We start from the raw sequence: 17,849 nt of genomic DNA, 5'->3' as shown, positions 1-17,849 counted from the left end.
GTACATCCTACCTGCTCTGAGGGCGGCTGGCAGCTTAATTGGCCGTCAATCCGCGTGATTGCAACGAACTGAACAACGGCTCCAGGAAGGCTTCGATGTGTCGCGCGCCGACGTCTGAAAGGTGGTTATCGTCGGTATACAGCGCTCGGCCATTGAGTTCGACCCGGCATACACCGTCGGTGCCACACAGCAAAGGTGCAGGGTCCAGCACCGCGACACCGCTGTCGGCCGCCGCCAACTCATCAAACAAGTGCGTGATAAAGGCCTGGCGCTTTACATGCTCGGCCACGGCGAGCCCTTCACCGTCCACGGGGCGGTTCATCATGGCCAGGCGGCTGAGACGGTAAGGTACGATGATTTCCTGCAGCGGCACTTCCTTGACCAGCCAGACCTTGTGCCCGGCAGCGCGCAAGCCCTGGATGCGCTCGCGCAAGCCCTGGGCAAAGCGTTGTTCGGCGACGGCACGCACATACTGGCCGGTGCCGGGGTCTTTGAGCGCATGCTCCTTGTCACCGGACATTTGCCCGTACACATACAGGCTCCAGCGGGCGGCCAACACCACATCGCTGAAAGCCTGCTCGGACATGGCCTTCTCGACGCGACGATTGAAATGCGCGCAGCGGGCAATATTCTCCAGGCCATCGAGGGGAATACAGCCGGCAAAACTGGCTTCGACCAGGCTGATATCGTGGCGATCAGCGCCCTCTTTAAGTGCGGGTATCAGCGCAGTGGCGTGACTGTCGCCCCATACCAGCGCTGAAACAGATTGGCCTTTCGGGCCGAAATGGCAGAACAAGCGTTCATCGGGCGTATCTTTGTCGGCCATGCACGCCAGCAGGTCAGGGCTCCACTTCTTGGCCTGGGCAAAACGCAACGCCTGTTCGGACAAGCGCGAAGGCACGCCGTCAGCTTCGCGTATCGCAAGGCCAGTGAAGCCCAGCCCCAGAATGCCGACCATGGCTGACGCCAGAATCGCCTTACGCGAAGCCAGCAAACGTTTTTCCCGGAACGGCGTTTCCACGAAGCGCCAGGACAGATAGCCCAGCACCAGCGAAAGCAGCATCAGCCCTGCCAATTCCAGCGCGCTCAAGCCATCCACCGCAGCATAGTTGGCGTACACGAATACCGGCCAGTGCCAGAGGTACCAGGAATAAGAGATCAGCCCGATACCCACCATGATCCGTGTGCCCAACAGGCGAGCGACCCAGGTCTGTTGCTGGCCGTTGGCCCAGATCAACCCGACCACCCCCAGCACGGGCAACAACGCGGTCGCACCTGGGAACGGCGTTTTCGCGTCGTAGCCCAGCACAGCGATGAGGATCAATGCCAGGGAAGCCAGGCTGACCCCTTGAGCCAAGGCCGGCGAGGCGCGCCATTCACGCTTGGGCTGCACCGCCAGCATTGCACCGGCCAGTAGTTCCCAGGCCCGCAGATGCAACAGGAAGAAGGCTTTCTGCGGCTCATGCTGAACCGCCCAGACGCTCATGCCAAACGACACCAACAGTACCGCGAACAATGCCAGGCGCCAGTACTTCAACCGACTGGAAAGCAACGTCAGCAGCAATGGGAAGAAAATATAGAACTGCTCTTCTACTGCAAGCGACCAGGTATGCAGCAAGGGCTTGATGTCGGATGAGGCATCAAAGTAGCCATGCTGACGCGAGAACAACAGGTTCGACGTAAAGGTCACCTGATAGTGCGCAGACCGCCCTAACTCCTCATAGTCCTTGGGCGCCAACAGAAACCAACCCACTGCCAGTGTCGCGGCGATCATCACAAACAGGGCCGGCAAGATACGCCGGGCTCGACGAGCCCAGAAGTCGATGAAGCTGAAGCGTCCAGCTTGACGCTCACGCCAGATAATTGACGTGATCAGGAAACCTGAGATGACGAAGAAGACGTCAACGCCAACAAAACCGCCAGTAATGCCAGGGACACCAAAGTGGAACAACACGACTGCAAGGACAGCAATGGCACGCAGGCCATCGATGTCTCTGCGGTAAGCAAGGGTGGTCATAAGAATGTGGTCAGTCTGCGACGAAAGGGATGAGCGAAGTCACGCGTCAATTTTTGTTACTTAACGGATACTTATGCCACAAAAATCGCAGAATCTCGACGCAAAAAAAATGGCGTCCCATTAAGGACGCCATTTTTTTGGACCTGAAACGCTGTATTACTTGCGTTTCATCGACAGGAAGAACTCGTCGTTGGTCTTGGTGGTTTTCAGCTTGTCGATCAGAAACTCGATGGCCGCAACTTCGTCCATCGGGTGCAGCAGCTTGCGCAGGATCCACATACGCTGCAGTTCGTCGTCTGCGGTCAGCAACTCTTCGCGGCGGGTGCCGGAGCGGTTGATGTTGATCGCCGGGAACACACGCTTTTCAGCGATGCGGCGGTCCAAAGGCAGTTCCATGTTGCCGGTACCCTTGAACTCTTCGTAGATCACTTCGTCCATCTTCGAGCCGGTTTCAACCAGCGCGGTGGCGATAATGGTCAGCGAGCCGCCTTCTTCGATGTTCCGCGCAGCGCCGAAGAAACGCTTTGGTTTCTCCAGGGCGTGGGCATCGACACCACCGGTCAGCACCTTGCCGGAGCTCGGGATCACGGTGTTGTAGGCACGGGCCAGACGCGTGATGGAATCGAGCAGGATCACCACGTCTTTCTTGTGCTCGACCAGGCGCTTGGCCTTTTCGATCACCATTTCGGCAACCTGCACGTGGCGGGTTGGCGGCTCATCGAACGTCGAGGCAACCACTTCGCCGCGCACGGTGCGCTGCATTTCGGTCACTTCTTCCGGACGCTCATCGATCAACAGCACGATCAGATGAACTTCAGGGTTGTTACGTGCAATGTTCGCGGCGATGTTCTGCAGCATGATGGTCTTGCCGGCTTTCGGCGGTGCGACGATCAGGCCACGCTGGCCTTTGCCGATCGGAGCGCAGAGATCGATCACACGACCGGTCAAGTCTTCGGTGGAGCCGTTACCGGCTTCCATCTTCATGCGCACGGTCGGGAACAGCGGGGTGAGGTTCTCGAAGAGAATCTTGTTTTTCGCGTTCTCTGGGCGGTCGAAGTTGATCGTGTCGACCTTGAGCAGGGCGAAGTAACGCTCGCCTTCCTTCGGAGGACGGATCTTGCCAACGATGGTGTCACCAGTGCGCAAGTTGAAGCGACGGATCTGGCTCGGCGAGACGTAGATATCGTCTGGGCCGGCGAGATAGGACGCGTCTGCAGAGCGGAGGAAGCCGAAGCCGTCCTGGAGGATCTCCAGCACGCCATCACCGGAGATTTCCTCGCCGCTTTTCGCGTGCTTCTTGAGCAGGGAGAAAATCACGTCCTGCTTGCGCGAACGGGCCATATTTTCTATGCCCATTTCTTCGGCCAATTGGAGCAGGTCGGTAATCGGCTTTTGCTTGAGTTCAGTCAGATTCATATAGGAATGACGTAATCATTTATGGAGGGGGGAAATTAAGCTTTTGGCTTAATGAGGCCGCGCCGCAGAGAAGGCGACAGGATCGCGTACTAATCGAAAAGGAATGCGTCGGCGACGGCTTGCAGGGGGCAGTGGAGAAACCACTGCGGGGCCGAATGTACCACCTGGATTTCGGAGCGTCTAGCCCTGCTTTACGAAAAAGCCCCGCTATTTGCGGGGCTTTTTTGACGACGCTTAGATGTTCGCGTCGAGGAAAGCTTGCAGCTGGGACTTCGACAGCGCGCCCACTTTAGTCGCTTCAACATTGCCGTTCTTGAACAGCATCAGCGTAGGAATACCACGTACGCCATGCTTGGCCGGAGTTTCCTGGTTGTCGTCGATGTTCAGCTTGGCAACGGTCAGCTTGCCTTCGTAGGTGGTTGCAATGTCGTCCAGGACCGGAGCGATCATTTTGCAAGGGCCGCACCATTCAGCCCAGTAGTCAACCAGCACCGGGCCGGCAGCCTTGAGTACTTCGGCCTCAAAGGTCGCGTCGGTGACGTGCTTGATAAGATCGTTGCTCATGGATGTCTCCGGATTGTAAGCAAAAAAAACGTTGCCCATCATAGCCGCCCTTCCCCTGTTCAGGAAGCCGCGTCTGATTGAGTCTTGCTATGAAGTTGAATGAGTGTGGGTATGACCCCACTCACGACGTAACGGGCGTCACGAACGCAATGCCCGTGCGCAACGCAGCATTACGTATATGTTCCTGCATGGTTTTCTGCGCCGTCGTACTGTTGCGGCGGGCCAGGGCGCGCAGGATCCTGCGATGTTCCTGCCAGGTTTCCATGGCCCGCTCCGGCCGGATGAACGGTAGTTTTTGACTCTCCAAAAACACCTCGGCACTGGCACTGAGGATACTCACCATTGCCTGGTTACCGCTGGCCAGCAGAATGCACTGGTGAAATTCGAAGTCCAGGCGAGCGGCCGCTTCGAAGTCACGCGCCTTGAGCACTCTGTGCATGGCTTCGACATTATCCTCCAGGCTGTCCAGCGCCTCGATGGTCAGTGTCATCGCCGCCAACCCCGCCGCAAACCCCTCCAATGCGTAGCGCAGCTGGAAGATATCCGGCGGCGTAGCCTGCGCCGCGAAGGGCCAGGCAAACCCGGGCGCTTCTTGCACGTCCTGCACGAACACGCCCTTGCCCGGCTGCACACTGACCACGCCCAAGGCGCTAAGCGATGACAGCGCCTCACGCAACGACGCCCGGCTCACCCCCAATTGCAGGGCCAGGTCGCGCTGGGACGGTAACGCATCGCCCGGCCCGAAGCCTTGCTCCTTGATGAGTTTGCGGATGGCCTGCAAGGCCGCTTCCGGTACGGCTTGGGCAATGGAATTCATAAAAAGCACAGGTTCCCGATAGCTGCGTGACCCGTTGTAAAACTATTTATGGCCGGCTGCAAGCCACGCCCCAAAGGGGCTCGCAGCTTTTTGTCAGCGCTCGAAAAGGGTGCGAAAACCCTGGCAACTGTTCAGACCAGTAAGACCTGTGCATCTCAATAAACATCAGCCTTGCAGACGATCCGAACGGTGCTGGCATGGGCTGTGCACTGGGCAAACTCAGAAAATTCCTTCGCCTTTTCCGGAGAGTTGCCATGACCAAGCGCTACAGCGCCCTGCTCACTGCCCTGTTTGCCAGCCTTATGCTGAGCCAGGCACCCGCCCAGGCGAATGGTCTGGATGACATCGTCGCTCGTGGCACGCTCAAGGTTGCCGTCCCCCAGGACTTTCCGCCGTTTGGCTCGGTGGGCCCTGACATGCAACCCCGTGGCCTGGACATCGACACCGCCAAGCTGCTGGCCGACCAACTCAAGGTCAAGCTGGAACTGACCCCGGTGAACAGCACCAACCGCATCCCGTTTCTCACCACCGGCAAGGTCGACCTGGTGATTTCCAGCCTGGGCAAGAACCCCGAGCGCGCAAAGGTCATCGACTTTTCCAACGCCTACGCGCCGTTCTACCTCGCCGTGTTTGGGCCGCCTGACGCCGCCATCGCCAGCCTCGAAGACCTCAAGGGCAAGACCATTAGCGTGACCCGTGGCGCCATCGAGGACATCGAGCTGACAGCGGTAGCGCCCAAGGAAGCCACGATCAAGCGCTTTGAAGACAACAATTCCACTATCGCCGCCTACCTGGCCGGCCAGGTCGACCTGATCGCCAGCGGCAACGTGGTCATGGTGGCCATCAGCGAACGCAACCCCAAACGCGTACCCGCGCTGAAGGTGAAGCTCAAGGACTCGCCGGTATACGTGGGCGTGAACAAGAACGAGCCGGCGCTGTTGGAAAAGGTCAACCAGATCCTGGTCGCAGCCAAGGCTGACGGTAGCCTGGAGAAAAACGCCATGCAGTGGCTCAAAGAACCGCTGCCTGCCGACCTCTGACGCGGAGCTCAACGATGGCCTATCAATTCGACTTTGTGCCGGTGCTGGCCAATACCGACCTGCTCCTGCGTGGCGCGCTGTTCACCCTTGAGCTGACGGCCATTGGCGCCATCCTCGGCGTGGCACTGGGCACTGTCGGCGCCGTGGTACGGGCGTGGAAGATCCAGCCGTTTGCATGGCTCTTTGGTGTGTATGTCGAGTTGATCCGCAACACGCCGTTCCTGGTGCAACTGTTCTTCATTTTCTTCGGACTGCCGTCCCTGGGGTTGAAAATCACCGAATGGCAAGCCGCCGTGCTGGCGATGGTAATCAACCTGGGGGCGTACTCCACCGAGATCATACGTGCGGGTATCCAGGCCATCCCACGGGGGCAACTGGAAGCGGCCGCGGCGCTGGCAATGACGCGCTTCGAGGCGTTCCGCCATGTGGTGTTGCTACCAGCCCTGGGCAAGGTGTGGCCAGCCCTGAGCAGCCAGATCATCATCGTGATGCTCGGCTCGGCGGTGTGTTCGCAGATCGCGACTGAAGAGCTGAGCTTTGCCGCCAACTTTATCCAGTCGCGTAATTTCCGGGCCTTTGAAACCTATGCCCTGACCACCCTGGTGTACCTGTGCATGGCGCTGATGATTCGCCAGTTGCTCAACTGGATCGGCCGACGGTTTGTCATGAGGAACAGCCGATGAGTGATTTTTCGTTCTGGGACATCGTGCGCAACCTGCTTACCGGCCTGCAATGGACGCTGCTGCTATCACTAGTGGCGTTTGTGGGCGGCGGCCTGATCGGCTTACTGGTGATGACCCTGCGCATCAGCCGCAAAGCGTTCCCACGCAACATTGCCCGCGCCTATATCGAACTGTTCCAGGGCACGCCACTGCTGATGCAGCTGTTCCTGGTGTTTTTCGGCGTTGCCCTGCTCGGCGTGGACATATCGCCCTGGCTGGCAGCGGCGATTGCGTTGACCCTGTTTACCAGCGCTTACCTGGCTGAAATATGGCGCGGCTGCGTCGACTCAATTGCCCACGGCCAATGGGAAGCCTCGGCCAGCCTGGCGCTCAACCCGCTTGAACAACTGCGCTACGTGATCTTGCCCCAGGCGCTACGTATTGCTGTCGCGCCGACAGTGGGCTTCTCGGTGCAGGTGGTCAAAGGCACCGCCGTGACCTCGATCATCGGCTTCACCGAACTGACCAAGACGGGCGGCATGCTCGCCAACGCCACCTTCGAACCCTTCATGGTCTATGGCCTGGTGGCCCTCGGTTACTTCCTGCTTTGCTACCCCTTGTCCCTCAGTGCGCGCTACCTGGAAAGGAGACTGCATGCCTCTGCTTAGAATTTCTGCCCTGCATAAGTATTACGGCGATCACCACGTGCTCAAGGGCATCGACCTGACGGTGGACGAAGGCCAGGTGGTGGCAATCATCGGCCGCAGCGGCTCGGGCAAGTCCACCTTGCTGCGCACCCTCAATGGTCTGGAGTCGATCAACGACGGTGTCATCGAAGTCGATGGTGAATACCTCGACGCGGCCCGCGCCGACCTGCGCAGCCTGCGGCAGAAGGTCGGCATGGTGTTCCAGCAATTCAATCTGTTCCCGCACCTGACCGTGGGCGAGAACGTGATGCTGGCGCCGCAAGTGGTGCAGAAAGTGCCAAAGGCCAAAGCGGTGCAGTTGGCAAAGCAGATGCTGGAACGGGTAGGCCTGGGCGAGAAGTTCGACGCTTTCCCTGATCGACTGTCCGGTGGCCAGCAACAGCGAGTCGCCATTGCCCGCGCACTGGCCATGTCACCCAAAGTGCTGCTGTGCGATGAAATCACATCGGCCCTGGACCCTGAGCTGGTCAATGAAGTGCTCAGCGTGGTGCGCCAACTGGCTAAAGACGGCATGACCCTGATCATGGTGACCCACGAAATGCGTTTTGCCCGGGAGGTTGGGGATAAGTTGGTGTTCATGCACCAGGGAAAGGTGCATGAAGTGGGCGATCCGAAAGTGCTGTTTGCACATCCGCAATCTGCCGAGCTGGCAAACTTCATCGGCAGCCATGGATCACCTGCCTGAGGACTCAGCCACCGGACACCAGCTCGAAACGCCCATTGCCCTCGTATGTGGTTTTATTGCCAACAGCAGTGGCTGCGCTCGATAGCCAGGTGTCTACTTGCACCTGCGCCGAAAAAGCGTGGCCTCTGGCAGGAGCTCCGCCGACCAGCACTACCAGAGATTGGCCTGGGCGTAGCTGGGCGTCCCGTTCGGTAGGGTTGTGCCATTGCGCTAACTCGATGGGTTTACCGTCGAGTTGAGGATGCTGAAGCGTCAGGTTGAAAAAACCCTGGCGTCCAAACCTGTAGCCAGTCTCATTGGCCGGCACGCCTTGAAAACGTAGCGCAATCACCGCAGCCTCCACGCAGATCACGTTCAGACGTACCATACGCTTCCCCAGCGAAGCACCCCGGTTTTCGAGCTGTTCGCCTGGGCGAAGCAGGCCGTAATCGATGATGGGCTGGCTCAGGGACAGGCGGCAGTTCGCAGCACTTGCCGGCGCTGCCAGTAAAAGGCAGCTCAACAACAGCCCCAAGCCTTTGAGGCACCCGATACGCCACTCGTTCATGCGGGCCATCTCACCGACAGACCGCCGAAGCGGTTTCGTAGAATTTGCCATTATAGGTTTGCTCCGGAAGGTCGAGTTGCAGCGCGCAGGACACTGTGCTGGAAGAGACTTTAAGGGCCTGGGGCGCGTCGACGTTGCTGAGAAAAATCATCCCATCCCCGACCACCGTGGTCAGCAATGCATTTTCTGGCCCCAGCACGGCAGCGCCCTGAGGCAATGGTTTGCCGTGTATATCCGTAGCGCGCAGCAGTACCCGGCGTACGTTGATTACTTCGAAATCGACCCTGTTGAAGGACCCACGGCCCGCTTCCAGGACCTTGGTACCGTTCTTGATATCCATCTGGCGAGGTAGGCTTTTGCCTTCCAGCTCCAACACGCTCGACTGATAAGCCGGCAAACTGGCGATCACAGCCTTGCCCCACGGGTCGGTCCAAACCGGCCCTTGAGGTGTGGTAAGACGAGCACCGGCAACCTCGCCCACCGAGACCACGCCAAACGTGTCCTCAACCCGATACGGCGACAATGTGAAACCTTCAGAATGGGCGACCACCGCCCCTTGCAATTGCCCGGAGTAACTGGTGCTGGACGAGTCACGATTCAGCCCCAGCCCCACTTGCGCGTAACGAGAAGACGCGTTGAGCGTGCCGCCCAGGGTGTGCTCACGATGCCCTGCGAAGTCTCTGTCGCTGCGTATCTGGTAGTTCAGCGTCTCGTCGACACGCTCATCATAGGCAGTGCCGATACTGGAGCGCTCTCCCTGACGTCGAGCGAATGCGCTGAGGCTCCGATCACGGCCCAGGGGAACACTGACCTGCAGTCGAATACCCAGTCCGTCATCGTTCCGGTCATCGGCACTGTTGGACTGGCCAATCTGAGAGTCCACGGTCACACCGACGCTGGCATATCTGAAGCTCTTGTTCCACGTGCCGTAGATATTCTGGGTAATCCGGCTCTTGAAATCGGCCCCCCGGTTATAACCGATTGAGAAGCCACCCAACTGAGGGTCCGCCCAACTGAATCCTACGGTGTACTGGTTCTTGAATCGCGAACCATCCACATCGTTTACATGAGGCGTCACTGTATCGATGACGTCACGATAGCCCGGTGTCTGCGCAGTGGCACTCAAGGACATCTGTACATTCGCAGGCAGGCCGACGCTCACAGACACACTGTTGCGCGCGCCTTGTACGTTTGTTGAATGATCCCGGGACAAGTTGTTACGCACCCCCAGGGAAAAGCGCTGGGAAAAGCTGCTGTCCAGGGCAAGCCCCACCGCATTGTAGCTATCGGTACCTTGTACCCCTGCGCTGACCGCGCTGTCCTTGCCCACAGCCCACGTACCACTGGCCATGGCCAGCAGGGGCTCTTTGGCCCCTCTCCCCTCCACCTCGCGGATCTTGCCCAAAGAAGCTGTATATCCAGACTTCACGGGGACCACTGCGCGGAACGTAGCAGCCGGCACGATAAAACTGCGCTGCCCGCCCTGGGTCTCTATCACCGTGACCTGAAGGTCACTGGTGCCGTTGAGCAAGGGCAGATTGGTCAGTGTAAAAGGCCCCTCAGGAACGACCGTGGTATAGATCAACGCGCCGGATTGCCGTACTTCCACCCTTGACTGGCTCAGGGCTCGCCCCTCGACTACCACGCCATTGTGACTGCCACCACTTTCAATACCATCGGGAAAAATCTGCGCGCCCGTCAGTTGTACTCCCCCAAACACCGGGTTATTACTCGATATCTGACCGACCTGGAAGGTCGAAGCCAAAGGCAAGAAATCCCGTTGTGCATAGGCGAAAAGGTGTTCGGCCGTTGTGCGGCGATCGTTGGAAATATAAAGCTGGCGGCTGCGGGCAATCCAATCGCCAAAATTGAAGCCCACCTCTGTGGAGGCTGAAAGATACCGATAGGTATCCGCCCTGGAATGACTGTTGATTGCCTGGACGTCGTAATTGAGTAGCGCTGCCGTGCCTCCGCGCGCATAGCTGCCGGAGTCTCGCTGAACGTCTCGCAGCGCTTGCGTAGGCACCACCAACGACACCTCTTCGTTGCCAGGACGCAATGTCGTTACTGTCTCAGGGTATTCGGCTTTGAAGTCATGACAGGCTTGCTCGGGGGGGACACTTTTGTCGATCACCGAGGAAGGTACCCGCAAGCTGCCACGATCAAGCAAACTACGGGTAAAGCATAGCTCACCTTCTTTATCGAACCGAGCATCCGTCAAGCCTATCCGCTCACCGTTGACGTGCAGGTCCACGACCCTCACACCCTCACTGAAACGTGGCGCATGACGAAAATAGTGGGCAACCGAAGGGCTGATACCACGCGCCTGCAGCGTTTCCAAGTCGAACCCGGAAATGCTCGATACACGGGCGGCAGAAGCATCCGTGACCACCACCGCCATCATTGCCATGCACACCGACAGGCTCAGCCCGCTTCGCCTGAAAAGCGCCTCACGCTTTTGTACATGATTCAAGTCGTCGGGAACTGCACCGAAACTGCCATTGGTTGTGTTCATGAACGGTCACTGCGCATTCGTGATGAGCAGCGCATCGTAGCTATCGACAGCGAAGCCGTAGACGGTCGCGGGTTCAAGGGTGACCGAGGTCGCACCGGGTACAGGCTTGTCCAAGGCCACCTGCAACACTTCGCCAGGCAGCACGTAGGTACGAGCAAGGCTGGCCGTCACTCGTTGCGGATTAAGACGGACGTCTGCCGCCAAGCGAACTACGTAGGGGCTGTCGTTGCGCACACTCAAGACGTTGGCCTGAAGATGCCAGGTCAGTAGCTCCCAAGGCGCATCGTTCTTTGGCAAGCCTTTGGGATGCAGGATCAGCGGAAGGTTCTGCCGAAGGCTGATACCAATGGTCGCACCGGAACCAGGTTGTGCCTGAGGAATTCCTTCGAAGGACACACGCTTCAGGCGCTGGGTCTTGAGTGGTTCGGTGCCTATTGAAAGAAACCGCACCATCTGACGCTCTCCTGCATCCACACGTGTGACCGGTGGGGTGACAACAATCAGTTGCTCGGTATCTTCCGGGACATCCTCAATAACCGAGTGCAGCAGTGCCGGACTGCTATCCGTGTTGGTGACGTTAATGCTGACTTCACCTTCTGCCTCATGTAGCACAATGACGGTGGTATCAGGACGCATACCGTCGGCGAACAGCACCGCCGGCAAGAAAAAACCTATTAACAAGCATGATTTAAGAAATCTTTTAACCATCACTTCACTACCCACTTGTGCGCACAGGCTTTGCGAAAGAAATATTGGCCGACACAAAGCCCGCTTAATAAAGCGTGGCTCTGCTCGGCCCCTTTCCGAACCTAGTTATAGATAGCGCAGCTCTAACGTAGCCTGACCGTCCAGATTAATCTGATTACTCATATTTAACTCTGATGTTTTATTGATAACAGGCAACACTTCAATTTGGCCTGCCACCGTATTAAGCTTGATAGGTGCGTAGACATTTCCTGCCCGCCAAGCCGTAAGGTTGGAGGTATGGCCGACGGCTTGGGTGCTATTCGTATGCCAATATCCGCCATTATTCTCGGAACCAACAATCCCCACCGCTACACCGTCCGCCACAGAATTACGTAGGTGGATCAGATACCCACCAATCTTTTGCCCTTGGGACGTAGCACCCAATCCGAAGTTATAAATATCTTTATAATTACTGCCAAAAAGACTGAGCATCATGCCGGGAATTCGAGAGCTTGCACGATTGTCCGACGCCCTGATCGCCACCGTTGTCTTGACATTGCTGGCACACTTGATCGAATAAGGCGTTGTCTTTTTAGCCAACTGTGTATAACGCGTCGGGCTCAGGGAATTCGGGTCAATCCTTCCGTAGTCAAAAACCGAATTGGTTATCGTGAAACTGCAGCTGACGGGGGCAATCGTTCCTTTCACACTCAGGTCAGCAGCTTGAGCATGAAAACCAAGGGACGCCAAGCACGCGACACTCATTACAAACATCGTCTTATTCATTTTTAGCACTCTCAACATAACGATAAATATCAGATCAAACCCGATGACAATTAGGCCTGCGCTATCACCCACACACCGATGCGAATTATCTGATCAAGGAAGTACGAATAGGAGCCTAGAGGTAACGAAGCTCCAAGGTTGCGTGACCGTCCAACTCGATTTTACTGCTTACATCGAGCGCGGACTTTTTATTAATAAAGGTGATAATCTGAATATTCCCCGATACCGAATTAACCTTAAGTGGTGTTTGCGCTCCTGAACCACCCCACCAGGCAATGACATCGCCGCCTTGACCCAACGCGTTACTTCGATAGTTCGTCCATGTATTGCCATTGTCTGCGGAAGTCACTGTACGGACGGTTCGCCCATCAGCAATAGAGTTTTGAACATGTACGGCATAACCACCTATTTTTTGTCCTTTGGACGACAAACCCAATCCATAGTTGTAGTTATCAGTGTAGCCCTGGTCTATTGAGCTAACGATACCTGGCACTTTGCTGGATGAACGATTATCCACTGCCTTGAGCCCAACCGCAGTAAGTGCACTTCCCTCGCATTTAACAGCGAACGGCGTAGACTTCGCCGTCAAACGCGTATACTGAGTTTCGCTTAGGCTCGACGGCCGGATATCACCATAATCGAAAACGGCATTAGTCATTGTAAAACTGCAACTGGCAGGAACAATGGCCCCCTTTACGCGCAACTCTGAGGCCTGAGCACTCAGACTAGCCACCGAAAGCACCATACCTGCCACCAAAACAAACTTTACTTTCATGATCTTACATCCTGCATAGACATAGAAATGGATTCGCTAGCAAAAAACCAATATCGCTCATCACTAAAACTGCCGACACAACAACTATCGGAAATAACACAGCTCTAGCGCAGGCTGCTTGCCATCGAACTCATAGTGTTAAACTGCAACGGGCGGGGCCATTAATACCCTTCACTCGTAGATTGGCTGCTTCGACGCTTAAATCTACAGCAGCCAGAAGCAGTCCCGCCGGCACTGACACTTTGCTCTTCATCTGAGCACCTTAATTTCCTGAATATGTAAAAACAGCACCTATAGTCAGCGATGTGAGGTGTTCACTTGTTTAACCCCACACGCATAACTACCCCCTTGTACAAGCCCTGAGCGACAAATAATTACCGCCACGGCTTAATTGCCGACCGGCAGTATCGGCGCCACACATAAATAATTAAGCCGGAAAAATACCTCAATCAACGTAAGACAGCTCTGCGAAAACGGCTCACATTTAGATTGTTTACTGTAGGAGCAAACACAAAAAACCAAGACAAATATGCATACGCATGTAGGACTAAGTTGACCATCCAGAAATTACGCACACTGCAAGTTATTAACTACAGCGACTCCTGACCCAATAACACAGCTATCGCAACCACCTCCTACAAGCGGCATTCACAATTTCTGATGAGTGATTGGGGAAAATTCCTCTGGCACTACGCGTTGGCGCCAGCCGTCGATCGTGGCACGATGGCAAGGTTATCGACCGAGACCCCCAAACCATGCCGCAATCCCAAGCCAAGAATCTGTCCTTGATCGCCGCCATCGACCTGGGCTCCAACAGCTTTCATATGGTCGTGGCCAAGGCCCAGAACGGCGAGATCCGCATCCTTGAGCGGCTCGGCGAGAAGGTGCAACTGGCCGCCGGGATCGACGACGAGCGCAAGCTCAATGAAGAATCCATGCAGCGCGGACTCGATTGCCTCAAGCGTTTCGCACAACTGATCAACGGCATGCCCCCTGGCGCGGTGCGTATCGTTGGCACCAACGCCTTGCGCGAAGCGCGCAACCGCAACGAATTCATCCATCGCGCCGAGGAAATCCTCGGGCATCCGGTGGAAGTCATCTCGGGCCGTGAAGAGGCACGCCTGATCTACCTCGGCGTGTCCCACACCCTGGCCGACACGCCCGGCAAACGCCTGGTGGCAGACATTGGCGGTGGCAGCACCGAGTTCATTATCGGCCAGCGTTTCGAACCCCTACTGCGTGAAAGCCTGCAGATGGGGTGTGTGAGTTTCACCCAGCGTTATTTCAAGGATGGCAAGATCACCCCGGCGCGTTATGCCCAGGCCTACACCGCAGCGCGCCTGGAAATCATGAGCATCGAACATGCCTTGCACCGCCTGACCTGGGATGAAGCCATCGGCTCGTCCGGCACCATCCGTGCCATTGGCCTGGCCTTGAAGGCCGGTGGCCATGGCACCGGTGAGGTGAACGCCGAAGGCCTGGCGTGGCTCAAGCGCAAGCTGTTCAAGCTGGGGGATGCAGAGAAAATCGACTTCGACGGCATCAAGCCCGACCGTCGCGCCATTTTCCCTGCGGGCCTGGCGATTCTCGAAGCCATCTTTGACGCCCTCGAACTGCAACGCATGGACCACTGTGACGGCGCCCTGCGCGAAGGTGTGCTCTACGACCTGCTGGGCCGGCACCATCATGAAGACGTGCGAGAGCGCACCCTCAGCTCGCTGATGGAGCGTTACCACGTCGACCTGGAGCAAGCCGCCCGCGTCGAGCGCAAAGCCTTGCACGCCTTCGACCAGGTGGCCGAGGACTGGGACCTGGAAGACGGCGTCTGGCGCGAGTTACTCGGCTGGGCAGCCAAGGTGCATGAGGTCGGCCTGGACATCGCCCACTACCATTATCACAAGCACGGCGCGTACCTGATCGAACACTCGGACCTGGCCGGTTTCTCGCGGGAAGACCAACAGATGCTCGCCCTGCTGGTACGCGGCCATCGTCGCAATATTCCCAAGGACAAGTTTGCCGAGTTCGGTAAAGACGGCATCAAGCTGATCCGCCTGTGTGCGCTGCTGCGCTTTGCAATCCTGTTCCACCACATCCGCGGCACCCAGGAAATGCCCCAGGTCAAACTGCACGCCGATGGCGATAGCCTGGAAGTGATGTTCCCCAAAGGCTGGCTGGATGAAAACCAGCTGACCCAGGCGGACTTCGCCCAGGAAGCGGAATGGCTGACGCGGGTAGGGTTCAGCCTGAACCTGCGCTAAGCAAATCTAAAAGCATTCTGCAGAACAAATGTGGGAGCGGGCTTGCTCGCGAATGCAGTGGATCAGTCACCAGATGCATTGACTGACACACCGCATTCGCGAGCAAGCCCGCTCCCACATGGAATTGCGTATGCCTGGGCTAGTTCACCGTCAGAATCGGGCTACCCAACTTCTCCAGCAACGTCGCCTGCGCGCTGCGCGGGTTCTGGTTGCCGGTCGGCGTGTTACGCACGTAGCGCCCATCCGACTGCAGGCTCCAGCTATGGGTGTTGTCGGTCAGGTAGCTTTCCAGCTCCTTCTTGACCCGCATGATCAGCTTCTTGCCTTCTACCGGGAAGCAGGTCTCCACACGCTTGTCGAGGTTGCGTTCCATCCAGTCGGCGCTGGAGAGGAACATCTGCTCTTCGCCGCCGTTGAGGAAGTAGAACACGCGTGTGTGCTCCAGGAAGCGGCCGATGATCGAGCGCACGTGGATGTTATGCGACACGCCCACAATGCCGGGGCGCAGGCAGCACATGCCACGCACCACCAGATCGATGCGCACACCGGACTGGCTGGCCTTGTACAGCGCGCGGATGATCTTAGGATCGGTCAGCGAGTTGAACTTGGCGATGATGTGCGCCGGTTTACCGTCGAGAGCGAACTGGGTCTCGCGGGCAATCATGTCGAGCATGCCCTTCTTGAGGGTGAACGGCGCGTGCAGCAGCTTCTTCATGCGCAAGGTCTTGCCCATGCCGATCAACTGGCTGAACAACTTGCCGACGTCTTCACACAGCGCGTCATCGGATGTCAGCAGGCTGTAGTCGGTGTAGAGCTTGGCGTTGCCGGCGTGGTAGTTGCCGGTACCCAAGTGGGCGTAACGCACAATTTCACCGGCCTCACGGCGCAGAATCAACATCATCTTGGCGTGGGTCTTGAAGCCGACCACGCCGTAGATCACCACCGCACCGGCCGCTTGCAGGCGGCTGGCCAGTTGCAGGTTGGACTCCTCGTCAAAGCGCGCCCGCAACTCGATCACCGCAGTGACTTCCTTGCCGTTACGCGCAGCATCCACCAACGCATCGACGATTTCCGAGTTGGCACCGCTGCGGTACAGGGTCTGGCGCACGGCCAGGACGTGCGGGTCCTTGGCAGCCTGGCGCAGCAGGTCGACCACCGGGGTGAACGACTCGAAGGGGTGCAGCAGCAGGATGTCCTGCTTGCTCACCACGCTGAAGATGTTCTCGCTGTTTTGCAAAAGTTTCGGGATCTGCGGAGTGAACGGCTTGTATTGCAGCTCCGGGTGACTGTCCAAGCCGGTGATGCTGAACAGGCGCGTCAGGTTTACAGGGCCGTTGACCTGGTACAGCTCCGACTCGGCCAGGTTGAACTGCTTGAGCAGATAGTCCGACAAATGTTTCGGGCAGGTATCCGCCACTTCCAGGCGCACCGCATCGCCATAGCGCCGCGAGAACAGTTCGCCGCGCAGGGCACGGGCCAAGTCTTCAACGTCTTCGGAGTCCAACGCCAGGTCGGCGTTACGAGTCAGGCGGAACTGGTAGCAGCCCTTGACCTTCATGCCCTGGAACAGGTCATCGGCGTGCGCGTGGATCATCGACGACAGGAATACATAGTTGTCGCCAGCGCCCCCTACCTCTTCCGGTACCTTGATGATCCGAGGCAACAGACGCGGCGCTGGAATGATCGCCAGGCCCGAATCGCGGCCGAAAGCGTCGATACCTTCGAGTTCGACGATGAAGTTGAGGCTCTTGTTCACCAGCAAGGGGAACGGGTGCGTCGGGTCGAGGCCGATAGGCGTGATGATCGGCGAAATTTCGTCCCGGAAGTAACGGCGCACCCAGGTCTTGATCTTGGCGGTCCAGTGACGACGACGAATGAAGCGGACCTGATGCTTTTCCAGCTCCGGCAGCAGGATGTCGTTGAGGATCGCGTACTGGCGGTCCACATGGCCGTGCACCAGCTCACTGATACGCGCCAGGGCCTGGTGCGGTTGCAGGCCGTCGGCACCGGCTTGCTCACGGGCGAAGGTGATCTGCTTCTTGAGGCCAGCAACACGGATCTCGAAGAACTCGTCCAGGTTGCTGGAGAAAATCAGCAGGAATTTCAGCCGTTCCAGCAAGGGGTAGGACTCATCCAGCGCCTGCTCGAGCACGCGGATGTTGAATTGCAGTTGTGACAACTCGCGGTGGATGTACAGGCTGCTGTCATCCAGGTTGGTGACCACTGGCACTGGCGCCGGCGCAGGTGCTTCGGCCACCACCGCAGGCGGTGCAGGCTCCAGCTCCGGCGGGGTCTGGGCGACTTGTTCAACCACCGGGTGAGCGTCTTTTACGGCAACTTCTGAGAGTCCTTCGGTATTCATCGAGTGTTCCT

At 57.6% G+C, this 17,849-nt stretch carries 15 protein-coding genes; 5 read left to right on the top strand and 10 right to left on the bottom strand.

All coding sequences use genetic code 11. The features are described from left to right. Positions 1-34: 34 nt before the first annotated feature. The 4 genes from GIV26_RS06015 to GIV26_RS06000 form a co-directional block, all read right to left on the bottom strand. On the bottom strand, positions 35-2,017 hold the full coding sequence (locus GIV26_RS06015) for an acyltransferase family protein (protein WP_236279674.1): 1,983 nt from the start codon (positions 2,015-2,017) through the stop codon (positions 35-37). Between the two features lie 156 nt (positions 2,018-2,173). Beyond that, complete coding sequence (rho, locus tag GIV26_RS06010) at positions 2,174-3,433, bottom strand: transcription termination factor Rho (protein WP_003176825.1); 1,260 nt, start codon at positions 3,431-3,433, stop codon at positions 2,174-2,176. Positions 3,434-3,667: 234 nt separating this feature from the next. Next, complete coding sequence (gene trxA / locus GIV26_RS06005) at positions 3,668-3,997, bottom strand: thioredoxin TrxA (RefSeq protein WP_034129019.1); 330 nt, start codon at positions 3,995-3,997, stop codon at positions 3,668-3,670. Between the two features lie 121 nt (positions 3,998-4,118). Further along, entirely contained in the window at positions 4,119-4,814 is a 696-nt protein-coding gene (locus GIV26_RS06000) for a FadR/GntR family transcriptional regulator (protein ID WP_060763912.1), read from the bottom strand. 254 nt (positions 4,815-5,068) lie between these two features. Here GIV26_RS06000 and GIV26_RS05995 point away from each other — a divergent pair, with 254 nt between their 5' ends. The 4 genes from GIV26_RS05995 to GIV26_RS05980 are packed head-to-tail and all read left to right on the top strand — an operon-like array spanning position 5,069 to position 7,908. Further along, positions 5,069-5,854: a transporter substrate-binding domain-containing protein gene (locus tag GIV26_RS05995; RefSeq protein WP_236279673.1), complete on the top strand. Its 786-nt coding sequence runs from the start codon at positions 5,069-5,071 to the stop codon at positions 5,852-5,854. Between the two features lie 14 nt (positions 5,855-5,868). Beyond that, positions 5,869-6,537 carry an amino acid ABC transporter permease gene (locus GIV26_RS05990; protein WP_058426445.1) on the top strand — a complete coding sequence of 223 codons (669 nt, stop codon included), beginning with the start codon at positions 5,869-5,871 and terminating at the stop codon, positions 6,535-6,537. Further along, the gene (locus GIV26_RS05985; protein ID WP_034129023.1) at positions 6,534-7,184 is read left to right on the top strand and encodes an amino acid ABC transporter permease; all 651 of its coding nucleotides are present in this window, start codon (positions 6,534-6,536) and stop codon (positions 7,182-7,184) included. The genes GIV26_RS05990 and GIV26_RS05985 overlap by 4 nt, the downstream gene beginning before the upstream one ends. Then, positions 7,171-7,908, top strand: a complete 738-nt coding sequence (locus tag GIV26_RS05980) for an amino acid ABC transporter ATP-binding protein (RefSeq protein WP_034129024.1) — start codon at positions 7,171-7,173, stop codon at positions 7,906-7,908. Before GIV26_RS05985 ends, GIV26_RS05980 begins: the two co-directional genes overlap by 14 nt. Before the next feature lie 4 nt (positions 7,909-7,912). Here the strand turns inward: GIV26_RS05980 and GIV26_RS05975 are convergent, their stop codons facing one another. From GIV26_RS05975 to GIV26_RS05955, 5 genes are all read right to left on the bottom strand, one after another. Next, positions 7,913-8,455 (bottom strand): hypothetical protein, encoded by a 543-nt coding sequence (locus tag GIV26_RS05975; protein WP_070415456.1) that lies wholly within the window; start codon positions 8,453-8,455, stop codon positions 7,913-7,915. 10 nt (positions 8,456-8,465) lie between these two features. Next, positions 8,466-10,970 (bottom strand): fimbria/pilus outer membrane usher protein, encoded by a 2,505-nt coding sequence (locus GIV26_RS05970; protein ID WP_268942023.1) that lies wholly within the window; start codon positions 10,968-10,970, stop codon positions 8,466-8,468. A gap of 6 nt (positions 10,971-10,976) precedes the next feature. Continuing rightward, positions 10,977-11,678, bottom strand: a complete 702-nt coding sequence (locus tag GIV26_RS05965) for a fimbria/pilus chaperone family protein (protein ID WP_205548284.1) — start codon at positions 11,676-11,678, stop codon at positions 10,977-10,979. Positions 11,679-11,783: 105 nt separating this feature from the next. Continuing rightward, positions 11,784-12,443, bottom strand: a complete 660-nt coding sequence (locus GIV26_RS05960; RefSeq protein WP_157717968.1) for a DUF1120 domain-containing protein — start codon at positions 12,441-12,443, stop codon at positions 11,784-11,786. A gap of 115 nt (positions 12,444-12,558) precedes the next feature. Next, positions 12,559-13,218 carry a DUF1120 domain-containing protein gene (locus GIV26_RS05955; protein ID WP_236279671.1) on the bottom strand — a complete coding sequence of 220 codons (660 nt, stop codon included), beginning with the start codon at positions 13,216-13,218 and terminating at the stop codon, positions 12,559-12,561. A gap of 755 nt (positions 13,219-13,973) precedes the next feature. On the opposite strand from GIV26_RS05955, the gene ppx reads away from it, so the two are divergent. Beyond that, positions 13,974-15,476, top strand: a complete 1,503-nt coding sequence (ppx, locus tag GIV26_RS05950) for an exopolyphosphatase (protein ID WP_003195352.1) — start codon at positions 13,974-13,976, stop codon at positions 15,474-15,476. A gap of 139 nt (positions 15,477-15,615) precedes the next feature. On the opposite strand, the gene ppk1 is transcribed toward ppx, so the two are convergent. Further along, positions 15,616-17,838 carry a polyphosphate kinase 1 gene (gene ppk1 / locus GIV26_RS05945; protein ID WP_054896006.1) on the bottom strand — a complete coding sequence of 741 codons (2,223 nt, stop codon included), beginning with the start codon at positions 17,836-17,838 and terminating at the stop codon, positions 15,616-15,618. Positions 17,839-17,849 lie beyond the last annotated feature (11 nt).

Origin of the sequence: Pseudomonas sp. PA-1-3F (assembly GCF_021609665.1) — a bacterium.
GTDB lineage: Bacteria > Pseudomonadota > Gammaproteobacteria > Pseudomonadales > Pseudomonadaceae > Aquipseudomonas > Aquipseudomonas paracarnis.
This window is presented reverse-complemented; position numbering and strand designations above follow the sequence as displayed.